We start from the raw sequence: 10,948 nt of genomic DNA, 5'->3' as shown, positions 1-10,948 counted from the left end.
CCCCCGTTCGGCGCCACCCCCGGCGTCCCCGAACCCCCCGCCTGGGCCCTCCCGGCCATCCACCCACCCGACCGCAGCCACTGGCGGTGACGCCCCGCCGGACGACGGCCCCGGCCGTTGTCGGTGCCGCCTGGTTCGATGGCCCCGACAGCGAGGACGGCAGCAACCGGGGGAGAATCCGTGGGCACGTGGGGCAGTGGGAACTTCGAGAGCGACACGGCGCTGGACCACCTGTCGGCCGTCGTCGGCCGACTCGTCGACGAGGTCGCCGAGGCGATGGCCGGCGATCCGGTCGGCATCGAACCCGACGAGTACTGGGGCGAGGCCGTGCCGTGCCAACTGGAACTGCTGCACGTCCTCGCGCAGGCCGGCCACTCCACCGAGGGACTGCCGAAGGCCGCGGTGATCGAGGGCTGGAAGGAGACCTACATGGCCGTCTGGGAGCGCAGCATCGACGGCCTGGAGCCCAAGCCCGAGTACAAGAAGAAGCGCCGGGAGGTGCTGAACCGCACCTTCGACCAGCTGGCCGCCGATGCGCGGCAGGCAGAGGTCGACCAGGACTCCTAGTCGGTCTCCCCGCGGCGGGGCAGGCGGGCCGCGGCGAGGGCGCCCAGGGTGCCCGTCAGCAGGCCCCAGCCGGCGGCGAGCGGCACGGTGATCCAGAGCACCGGGTCGAGCGTGAGTGTGCCGCCGGTCAGGGCGGCGGCCGGGCCGACCGGGCCCACCGCCGGGCCGAGGACGGAGCTGAGCAGGTCGCCAAGGCCGCCCTCGCCGAGGCCGACCCCGAGCACCGAGAGGCCGTAGTCGGCGGAGATCCTGGTCCAGACGCCGACCAGCAGCATGGTGACGGCGGCGGCCGCCGCCAGCCGCACCGCGTGCTGCCACAGCCGGACCCCGCGCGGTGCGCGGTGCGCGGCGAACACCCCGGCGGCGAGCATCAGGACGGCGGCCAGCGGGAGCAACCACCAGGCGCGGGCGTCCTGTTCGGCGAGCGTGCCGAGGTTCACCGTGCCGTCCTGGCCCTCGCCGACGCGCAGCACGGCGGCCAGTGATTTGGGCACGGGCAGTCCGATCGCGCCGACCAGGTGGCCGTTCCACTCGCCGCCGAGGCCGACGCCGAAGGCGAGCCAGACCAGATTGGGCAGGGCGAGCAGCGCGACGGCGGCGACCTCGCGGGCGTTCCCGTTCACCACGGCGGTGCCGATCGCGGCCAGCACCCCCAGCGCCACGCACCCGAGCAGGACCAGCAGCATCGCGAACCCGGCCGGGCGGACGGCCTGCTGGAAGGGCACCAGGGAGCGCGGCAGCGGCGCGCGGCGGGAGACGGCGAAGGTCGCGGCCAGCACGACCAGCAGCCAGAGCAGCCCCAGTCCGAGGGTGGGCGCGGGCTCCGCGTGGAAGCCCACCTCGGGGTTGATCCCGAGCGCGCCGCCGAGCTGTTCGACCAGCCCGTCACCGAGCGGCACCGGGAAGGTGTGCCGGGCGGCGACGCAGAGCAGGACGAGCGCGACCAGCCAGACGACCGCCGTCCGGGCGGCGCGGCCGAGCAGTTCCCGGCCGCCCGCGACCGCGCGGAACCGCAGTTGGCGCAGGAACACCTCGGCCACGGCCAGCGCGCCGACCAGGCTCACGGACAGCGGCATCGCGACGATCCCGGCATCGACGGAGGCGAAGAAGCCGGCCCCGCCGTCGAGGCCGACCGAGCCGCCGACCGCGAGGGTGAGGGTGGCGGCGAGCACGTACGGGAAGCCGCCGCCGGGCAGGTCGTTCGCCCCGGCCGCCCAGAGGCCGAGCGCGGCGACGGCCGCCATCGCGGCGAACCCGGCCAGGACGACCGCCACCGCGTCCAGCCAGCCGCGCACGGCGCCGGGTGGTCCGGCCGCCCCGGTGCGGGCCGGCCCGCTCGAACGGGCCTGCTGGTGCATGCGGGTCTCCCTGTCGGCTCGGTGTCCCCCGTGCGTCCGGTTCCGGCCCCCACGTCTGCCACCAGGGTGGCCCAGGACCGGCCCGCCCGCCTGTCCGCCTCCCGGCCCCGTCGACCCCGCGTGCCGACGCGCGCCGACGCGCCCGCCGATCCCGCTCAGCGACCCGCCCGCCGACCGCTCACTGCCCGCCTCACTGCCCGCTGCTGTTGCGACGGACCGGCACCCGGGGCAGAAATGGATCCCAGTGGCAGGAGCCTCCTGCGCCGGCCGGGTGGACCGGCCGCCTGCGAAACGGAGCCTCGATGAGTTCCCAACCGCCTTCGTCCGGGCCGCCCCTCGGCCCGCCCTCCGGACCTCCGTCCGGCCCGCTCTCCGGCCCGCCCTCGGGCGGCCGGTCCGGTCCGCCCGGTCCCCCGTCCGGCCCGGCCTCCGGCGGAGCCGGCGGACCGGGCGGTGGCGGCGGACCGGGCGGCTCGTCCGGTCCGGGCGGTCCGGGCGGTCCGTCCGGGGGACGTCCGACGCCGTGGTGGCGCTCCGGACGGAAGGCCGCCCTGGTGGCCGGCAGCGCCGCGCTGGCCGTGGTGGCGGCGGTGCTGATCATCAACAACAACAGCGGCGGCGGCAGCAGCGACACCACCGTGCCGACCGCGAACGAGGTCGCGCTGCAGGGTCCGCAGGACCCGGGCCCGGCGCCGTTCACCCCCTCGGTCCAGACGGAGGCGGTGCAGGCCCCCGCCCCGGCGCCGACCACGACGACCGCCACGGCGACCGCCACCCGAACGGCCGGTGCCACGGCCACCGCGAGCACCGGCCTCCACAACGTCGAGGGGACGTCGGCCGGCGTCTACGGCGGGACGATGAACAAGCCGAGCTGCGACGTGGAGCGGCTGATCTCGATCACCTCGACCGGCGACACCGGCCGGGCCTGGGCCTCGGCCCAGGGCATCGAGCAGTCCGCCATCCCGGGTTACCTGCGGTCGCTGACCTCGGCCTACCTGCGGGTGGACACCCGGGTCACCAACCACAGCTACCAGGGCGGCGCGGCCGTCGGCTACCAGTCCGTGCTCCAGGCCGGCACCGCCGTGCTGGTCGACGCGCAGGGCGTGCCGCGGGTGCGCTGCGGCTGCGGCAACCCGCTGAAGGCGCCGACGCTGGTCTCGGACGCCAAGTACGTCGGCAAGCCGTGGACGGGCTTCCAGCCGAGCACGCTGGTCATCGTGGTCGCCGCGCCCCGGCCGGTGACCGAGATCGTGCTGGTGGACATCGTGACCGGCGGTTGGTTCGCGCGGGTGACGGGGCAGGTCAAGGTCGTCGACAAGGAGGTCCGGGAGCCGCGAGGTCCGCTGGCCCCCGGCGTCCCGGCCGCCACCTCCTGGCCGACCGCCTCGTCGAGCCCGTCGAAGTCGGGCTCCACCTCCGCCTCGACCTCGGCGCCGAGTTCCGGAAGCACCTCGACCTCGGGTTCGCCGTCCGGCTCGACCTCCGGCTCCACCGGACCGTCCAGCAGCTCGGCGACCGCCTCGACCTCGGGCGCGACCTCCTCGGGGGCCACGTCCTCGGGGGCGACGTCGTCAGGAGCCACCTCCTCGGGCGCGACCTCCTCCGGGGCCACCTCCTCCTCCGCCTCGACCGGCACCTCGACCAGCGCCTCCACCGAGTCGGCGACCTCGAAGCCGACGGTGACGAACACCCCGGCCGCCACCACGACGACCGCGAAGACGGCCGCGTCGACCACCTCGGCCCAGCAGCCGGCGACGGCCACGGCGACCTGCGCCACCGCCGCGCCGTCCACCCTGCCGCCCTGCCCCACCACCACGGAGACCACCGGCTGATCCGACCGGCCGGACCCTCCGGACCCGCCGGGGTGTCACCCCGGTGGCAGCAGCACCTCGGTGTCGTCCGGCCCCAGTACCCGGCCGTCGGCCGCCCGGACCTCCACCCGGGCGACCGGCGCGCCGGCGGCGCGGTCGACGAGGCGGGCGCGCGGCTCGTCGGCCACGAAGCAGTACCGCTCGCCCCACTGGCGCAGCGCGGTGACGACGGGGAACAGCGCCCGCCCCTTCTCGGTGAGTACGTACTCCTGGTACGGGCTGCCGTCGGCAGCGGGAGCAGGTTCGAGGACGCCGTGGGCGACCAGGTTGGCGAGGCGCGCGGAGAGGATGTTCTTCGCCAGCCCCAGATTTTTCTGGAACTGCCCGAAGCGGCGCAGCCCGTCGAAGGCGTCACGGACGATCAGCAGCGTCCAGCCGTCGCCGAGGAGGTCCAGCGGCCGGGCGACCGGGCAGGTCGAATCCTCGTGCGAGGTGCGTTTCGGCACCCGCTTCTCCTCTCGTCCGGCGGTGACCCGCGGCTCGGATGTCCCGCGGCTCGGATGTCCCGCGGCTCGGATGTCCCGCGGCTCGGATGTCCCGCGGCTCCGGTGACCACCCGCGGCTCGGGCGACCCGCGGCTCCGGTGGCACGGGTTTCACCTTGCAACCATAGCGCCCGCCGAGCCGGCGATCCGTGGTTGCTTATTAAAACCTCGTCGTGCAAGGGTAGCGCGGTAGCACTTTGAAACCACCTTGCCGCGAAGGAGCCCCCGTTCCGTGCCTGTTCCCGCCGTCGCCTGGCTGTTCTCCGTCGCCAGTGGCCTGGCCGTCGCCAACGTCTACTACGCCCAACCGCTGCTCGACCTCGTCGCCCTGGACCTCGGCATCGACCACGCCACGGTCGGCCTGATCGGCACCCTCACCCAGATCGGCTACGCAGTCGGCCTGCTGCTGCTCGTCCCCCTGGGCGACCACCTCGACCGCCGCACCCTGATCACCGCCCAGCTCGGCCTCTCCGTCGTGGCGCTCACGGCCGTGGCGCTCTCCCCCTCGGCCCCGCTGATGCTGCTCGCCATGGCGGCGGTCGGCATGCTGGCCGTGGCCGCCCAGGTGATGGTCGCCCACGCGGCCTCCCTCGCCGATCCCGCCGACCGGGGCCGCGTCGTCGGCATCGTCACCAGCGGCATCGTGGTCGGCATCCTCCTCGCCCGGACCGTCGCCGGCACCGTCGGCGACCTCGCCGGATGGCGCGCCGTCTACCTCGTCTCCGCGATCGCCACCGGCGCCATGGCCGTCGCCCTGGCCTCGGTCGTCCCCACCGAACGCCGCCGCCCGGAGCGGATCCACTACCCGCGCCTGGTCGGCTCGGTGTTCACGCTGTTCGCCGAGGAGCCCGTGCTCCGGGTCCGCGCCGGACTCGCGCTGCTCGTCTTCACCGCCGTCACCGTGCTGCTCACCCCGATGGTGCTGCCGCTGGCCGCCCCGCCGTTCAGCCTCAGCCACACCGAGATCGGGCTCTTCGGCCTGGCCGGGGCCGCCGGCGCGCTCGGCGCCGGGCACGCCGGCCGACAGGCCGACCGGGGGCGGGCGCGGCGCACCCTGGCGATCGGACTCACCGCCATGCTGGCCGCCTGGCCGCTCGCCGCGCTGCTGCCGCACTCGGTGTGGTGGCTGGTGCTCGCCATGGTGGTGATCGACTACGGCCTGCAGTCCGTGCACGTCGTCAATCAGCACCTGCTCTACCAGGTCCGCCCCGAGGCGCAGAGCCGGCTGACCGCCGGGTACATGCTGCTCTACTCGGCAGGCAGCGCGATCGGCGCGATCGGCTCCACCCTGGCGTACGAACACGGCGGCTGGACGGCGGTCTGCGGCCTGGGCGGCGCGGTCAGCCTGCTCGCACTCGCGTACTGGCGGGCCACCGAACGCCTGCTGGCGGACCACCACCTCGTGGACAACGACCGGTCCGCGGAACCCACCGTCCCGGCGCCCACCGCCACGGAGCCCAGCGTCGCGGAGCCCACCGTCCCGGAGCCCTGCCTCAACCGGTGACGGCCAGCTCCGCGACCACCGCGCGGTGGTCGGCGCCCCGCACCCGGTGCTCCGTCACCGACACCGCGCGCAGCGCCTCCCCGTGCAGCACGTGGTCGATCTGGATCACCGGCCACAGCGCGGAGAAGTAGGTGTTCGACTCCGGCCAGGTGGGCGCGGCCCCCCGGCCCAGCTCCGCGTGGGTGTCGGCGAGGCCGGTGTCGAGCAGGGCACGCATCGGCGAGTGGTCGAGCGTCGCGTTGAAGTCCCCCAGCAGCACGGCGTTGCGGGTGGCGCCGGACACCGCCGCCCGCAGTCCGTCGAAGTCCGCCGACCAGCGCCCGGAGTCACCCAGCGGGTAGTAGGTGTGCACGGCCGTCAGCCGGACGGTGCGGCCGCCGACCGTCACCTCGGCCGCGATCTGCTCCCGGGCCGCCTCCGAGGCCGTGCCGTCGAGCGGCGTCAGCGGGAGCCGCGAGTAGATCGCGGTGTCCCGGCCGGGCCGCAGCTCCCGGTGCGGCAGCACCTCGGCGATCCCCGCCCGGTCCAGCCGGGCGACCGCGCCCGGCCCCAGCTCCTCCATCGCGAGCACGTCGACGCGCTGTTCGCGCACCAGCCGGACGATCTCGGCGGCATCGGCCTGCCCCACCCAGGCGTTGCTGGTGGCGACCCGCAGCCGGGGCGCGTCGGCCGCCGGAGCGGCACCGCCGTCCGGCACCAACCTCGGGACCAGCCAGAAGAGTTGCACCGCCGCCAGCACCCCGGCAACCACCGCCGCCCACCACGAGCGGAGTGCCAGCAGCACCCCGAGCGCGAGCACGCCGCCCAGCGTCGCGTACGGCAGCAGCACCACGGCGAGCGCGAGCGGCGTCCCGTCGTCCCACCCGCCGAGGCGGACCGCCACCAGCGCCGCCGACAGCGCCGACACCGCCCAGCCGGACCACTCCAGCACCCGCCGCACCCACACCCACCAGCGTGCCCGCTCCACCGGCTTCCCCACCCCTCGCTCCGGCCCCTCGCCTCTGCCTCAGGACGCCCCCGTCCACGGCGCGGTTCCGCACCGCTCCGCGCACGGGGCTCCCGGCGGGGAGCCGCCGCGGGGGGAGCCACCGCGGAGGGAGCCGCGCCTTCTCCCGGAGCCCCGGGCACTGAGCTATTGAGGTGATCGTTTCTGCGTGTCCGGACAGAACGGTCCGGAGGCCGGTCCAGGGTGGGACCTGCCCCGATCCCATTGCCCGTTGTGAGGCCACCCGTGGTTCATCGACCCTCCCCGCACCGCAAACGTCTGTCCGCCCTGTGCATGGCGGTCCCGCTGGCCGCCGGGCTGGCGGCTCCGTTCGCCCTGGACCGGGCCTTCGCGGCGCCGGACCTGCCACAGCGCCAGGCGGCGGTCCGCGGGGCCGGCACCCAGCGGCCGATCGGCCCCGACCCGGTGCTCGACCTGCTCACCCACGGCAACCTGACGATGGCCTCGAACTCGGTCCTGACCTGCGACGACAGCGACGGATCGGCCTGCAACGACACCGAGGGCACCAACAACGGCCGCACCAAGTACATCAAGACCGACCCGAACGCGCCCGGGAACAACGCGTCCTCGGCCCAGCTGGTGATCCCGGCCGGGGCCGAGGTGCTCTCCGCCCGGCTGTACTGGCAGTTCAACCCGACCAACACCAGCACCGCCGGCGGCACCTCCGGGGACATCAACAAGGGCAATACGGTGTCCTGGAAGGTCCCGGGCGGCGCCTCCTACGAGCAGGTCACCGCCGACACCTACGACTGGTTCGACCAGCAGGTCGGCGGCACCCCGCCCGAGCCGCTGCTGGCCGGGGCCGGCGTGAAGGACGTCACCGCCCAGGTGAAGGCCGCGGGCGCGGGCAGCTACACCGTCGCGGACATCCAGGCGTGCGCCGGGCGCTCCTCCGCGCAGAACTCCGGCGGCAACAACGTGGGCTGCTGGGGCGGCTGGTCACTCGTGGTGGCCTACCAGAACGAGGCCGACCCGCTGCGCTACCTCCAGATCTGGGACGGCTTCCAGCTGCTGCGCTCCCCCGACAACCTGGCGACGCTCACCCTCGCCGGCATCCGCACCCCGGCCACCGCCCCGCCGGCCACCATGGGCGTCACCGTCGGCGACGGCGACGTGCCGATCTCGGGCGACCAGCTGCTGGTCGGCTCCGCGACCGACAACCTGACGCTGCTGCCGATGCCCGGGCCCACCGGTGTCTCCACCGACAACGCCTTCACCAGCCGGATCGACCGGGTCGCCGCCGACGGCACCGGCAGCAACATCACGACCCGCGACCCCGCGCCGGTCAACAACTACGGCTACGACGCCCGCATGATCGACGTCACCGGCAAGATCCCCGCCGGCAGCACCCAGGCCGTGCTCCGGATCAACGGCGCCGGCGACGCCCTGCACCCGCAGGCCGTCTGGCTCGCCGTCGACGCCCTCGAACCGGACCTGCAGATCACCAAGGCCAACGCCCCGGCCGGTACCACCGACAACAACCCGCCCGGAAACGTCTCCCCCGGCGACAGCATCACCTACACCTTCACCGTTGCCAACCAGCACGCCGACGGCAGCAGCGGCGACCTCGACACCGCCACCGGCATCACCGTCACCGACCAGCTGCCCGCCGGCACCACCTTCGTCGCGGGCTCCAACCCCTCCTGCACCGCCGCCGGGCAGACCGTCACCTGCCAGGTCGCCGACCTCGCCCCGGGCGCGAGCACCACCGTCGCCTTCCGGGCCACCGTCGACCAGGCCGCCACCGCCGGCACCGTCCTGGACGACAGCGCGACCCTCTCCTTCCGGGGCAACCAGACGCAGCGCGAGCAGACCCGCACCAGCAACACCGTGCGCAACACCGTGGTCGACACCCCGGTCTACTCGATCGAGAAGACCGCCACCCCCACCTCCACCACCCCCGGCCGGACCGTCGACTACCGGATCAAGGTCACCAACACCGGCCGCGTCGCCGCGCCCGGTGTCACCCTCGACGACAACCTCGCCGAGGTGCTCTCCCGGGCCGACTACAACGGTGACGCCGTCGCCGACCTGGGCTCCGTCACCGTCACCGGCACCACCCTGCACTGGACCGGGGACCTGCCGGTCGGCGGGAGCGCCACCATCACGTACTCGGTGACCGTGCACGGCTCGCTCACCACCGACACCGCGCTCGCCAACACCGTCACCTCCAGCACCTACCGCAACAACTGCCCGCCCGGTGAGGGCGACGCCCGTTGCCACGCCGACGTCACGGTGACCGTCCCCACGCCGTCGCCGTCCCCGACGGCCTCGCCCTCACCGACGGCCTCACCGACGGCGTCCCCTTCTCCGACCGAGTCCCCCACCGCCTCCCCCTCCCCCACGACCTCCCCCACGGCGACACACAGCCACCGGCCCACCACCAAGCCGACGCACGCCCCCGGGCCCGGCGGAGAGCTCCCCAGCACCGGCTCCGGCGCCCTCCCCGTTCTCGCCTTCGGCGCCCTCGGCTGCCTGATGATCGGTCTGCTCGTCCTGCGCACCCGGGGCCGCCGGCACTAGGCTCCCGCCTCTCGGCGAAGACCGACCGATTGACTGACTGACCCGACTGACCGACCCCGACTGACCGACCGACCAGAGCTCGTGCCGGGCCCATCCGCCCGGCACGAGCTCTGTCGTGAAACGGGGGACGTTACGGGTTCAGTCCACACAGGGGATGCCCCCGGCCCTCACCGCGGGGCCCTGCATGGGGAGGTCCGGAGTCGGATCGGCGGTGGTGGGCGGGGTCGACGGGGCATCCGGCGGGACGGACGGGCCCGCGGTGCGGGGGGAGTGCGTGGCGCGGGGCGCGGCCGGGGTCGTCCGGGTGGCGACGGGCACCGCGAACACGGCCTTGGCCTTGACCCCGGCCGTCGACGGCTCGGCCGAGGTGGACGGTGCGGCGGGCGAGGCCGGTGCGGCGGGCGTGGTCGGCTCGGGCTGCTCGGCCGGGCCGGCCGCCGGTGGGACCTCGTGGCCGAACAGCTGCTTGACGATGCGCTTGATCTGGCCCGGGTCGACGGTGTTGACCTCCTGGCCGCCGATGTTCTTGAACCCGGTGATCGGCAGCGTGTTGAACTCCACATTGCCGCCGGTCAGGTTGGGCGCCTGCTGGGCGAAGTCCAGGACGTTCCAACGGTCGTCGATGACCACGTCCTTCTTCACCGCGTCGAACAGCCGCTGGAGCCGGCCGAGGTCACCGACCACACCGTCCTGCTTCAACTTGTAGACGACGGAGGAGATGAAGGCCTGCTGCCGATGGGTCCGGTCCAGGTCGCCGTTCCTCAGGTGGTGGCGCTGGCGGACGAACGACAGCGCCTGCCGGGCGTCGAGCGAGCTGACGCCCGCCGGGAGCCGCAGCCCCGTCCCACCGCCCTCGTGGGTCGCCGTCCGGGAGACGATCGGGTCGTCCACCGGGTTGTTGAGGCAGACCTGGATCGGCTCGACGGCCTTGGCGATGTCGTAGAAGCCGATCAGGTTCACCTCCGCGAAGTGGTCGATCGGAATGTCCAGGAAGGACTGGACGGTCTGGAGGGTCGCGGCCCGCCCGGCCTCCCGGCTCTGCCGCTCCAGCTCCGGCTTGGACAGGCCCTTCCCGCTCAGCTTCTGCTCGGCGGCGCCCTTGGCGATGCCGTACGCCTCCTTGATCTTGTGCATCTTCCCGTCCGCGCCCACGGTCTGCACATAGTCGTCGCGCGGGACGGACAGGGCCGTCACCTTGCCCCCGTTGGCCGGTATGTGCAGGACGATCAGCGCATTGGTGTTGTACCCGCCGATCTCGCTGGAGCCGGCGTGCAGCTCCTCCTCGACGAACTCCTTGGGCAGGTCGTTGCCGTCCATGTCCTTGCGGCTGTCGAGGCCGATGAGCAGCAGGTTGACGGACTGGTCGAGGTGCGGGGGCGCGTTCTTCCGGGCCTCGGTGAGCGCGGCCGACTTGACCATGCCGCTGTCGAGCTGCCGGTACTCGTACCAGACCAGGCCGCTCGCGCCGAGGACGGCCACCGAGAGGGTGCCGGCGAGCACTCGGCCGACGACGGTCAACGGCCCGGTGCGGGGCTCAGCCATGACGGTGCCTCCGGTGGGCGGTCGGGCCGGCGGCGACGGCGGCCGGGGCGGGGTTCGGGGCGGGGGGGGGGGTCGGGGTCCGGCCCGGGGGCG

The 10,948-nt window shown here is 74.3% G+C and carries 8 protein-coding genes; 4 read left to right on the top strand and 4 right to left on the bottom strand.

Annotated elements, in window-relative coordinates:
• Positions 1 to 180: 180 nt before the first annotated feature.
• Positions 181 to 567, top strand: a complete 387-nt coding sequence (locus ADK60_RS16805) for a DUF4259 domain-containing protein (RefSeq protein WP_053646885.1) — start codon at positions 181 to 183, stop codon at positions 565 to 567.
• On the opposite strand, the gene ADK60_RS16800 is transcribed toward ADK60_RS16805, so the two are convergent.
• On the bottom strand, positions 564 to 1,925 hold the full coding sequence (locus tag ADK60_RS16800) for a streptophobe family protein (RefSeq protein WP_107094637.1): 1,362 nt from the start codon (positions 1,923 to 1,925) through the stop codon (positions 564 to 566). The genes ADK60_RS16805 and ADK60_RS16800 overlap by 4 nt on opposite strands.
• Before the next feature lie 554 nt (positions 1,926 to 2,479).
• On the opposite strand from ADK60_RS16800, the gene ADK60_RS16795 reads away from it, so the two are divergent.
• The gene (locus tag ADK60_RS16795) at positions 2,480 to 3,757 is read left to right on the top strand and encodes a DUF6777 domain-containing protein (RefSeq protein ID WP_053646883.1); all 1,278 of its coding nucleotides are present in this window, start codon (positions 2,480 to 2,482) and stop codon (positions 3,755 to 3,757) included.
• A gap of 35 nt (positions 3,758 to 3,792) precedes the next feature.
• Here the strand turns inward: ADK60_RS16795 and ADK60_RS16790 are convergent, their stop codons facing one another.
• A complete protein-coding gene (locus ADK60_RS16790; protein ID WP_045942276.1) occupies positions 3,793 to 4,242 on the bottom strand; it encodes a winged helix-turn-helix transcriptional regulator in 450 nt (149 codons plus the stop codon).
• A gap of 270 nt (positions 4,243 to 4,512) precedes the next feature.
• Here ADK60_RS16790 and ADK60_RS16785 point away from each other — a divergent pair, with 270 nt between their 5' ends.
• Positions 4,513 to 5,784, top strand: coding sequence for an MFS transporter (locus tag ADK60_RS16785; protein ID WP_063783169.1), 1,272 nt, complete (start codon positions 4,513 to 4,515; stop codon positions 5,782 to 5,784).
• On the opposite strand, the gene ADK60_RS16780 is transcribed toward ADK60_RS16785, so the two are convergent.
• A complete protein-coding gene (locus ADK60_RS16780) occupies positions 5,774 to 6,763 on the bottom strand; it encodes an endonuclease/exonuclease/phosphatase family protein (RefSeq protein WP_234371114.1) in 990 nt (329 codons plus the stop codon). The two genes, ADK60_RS16785 and ADK60_RS16780, sit on opposite strands and share 11 nt — an antisense overlap.
• A gap of 300 nt (positions 6,764 to 7,063) precedes the next feature.
• Here ADK60_RS16780 and ADK60_RS16775 point away from each other — a divergent pair, with 300 nt between their 5' ends.
• Positions 7,064 to 9,313, top strand: coding sequence for a DUF7927 domain-containing protein (locus ADK60_RS16775; protein ID WP_053646881.1), 2,250 nt, complete (start codon positions 7,064 to 7,066; stop codon positions 9,311 to 9,313).
• A gap of 138 nt (positions 9,314 to 9,451) precedes the next feature.
• On the opposite strand, the gene ADK60_RS16770 is transcribed toward ADK60_RS16775, so the two are convergent.
• On the bottom strand, positions 9,452 to 10,855 hold the full coding sequence (locus tag ADK60_RS16770) for an LCP family protein (RefSeq protein WP_053646879.1): 1,404 nt from the start codon (positions 10,853 to 10,855) through the stop codon (positions 9,452 to 9,454).
• Positions 10,856 to 10,948: the final 93 nt, after the last annotated feature.

The organism is Streptomyces sp. XY431 (assembly GCF_001279805.1).
In the GTDB taxonomy this organism is placed as follows: domain Bacteria; phylum Actinomycetota; class Actinomycetes; order Streptomycetales; family Streptomycetaceae; genus Kitasatospora; species Kitasatospora purpeofusca.
The sequence above is the reverse complement of the archived record's forward strand: the minus strand, read 5'-3'. Positions and strand labels throughout refer to the sequence as shown.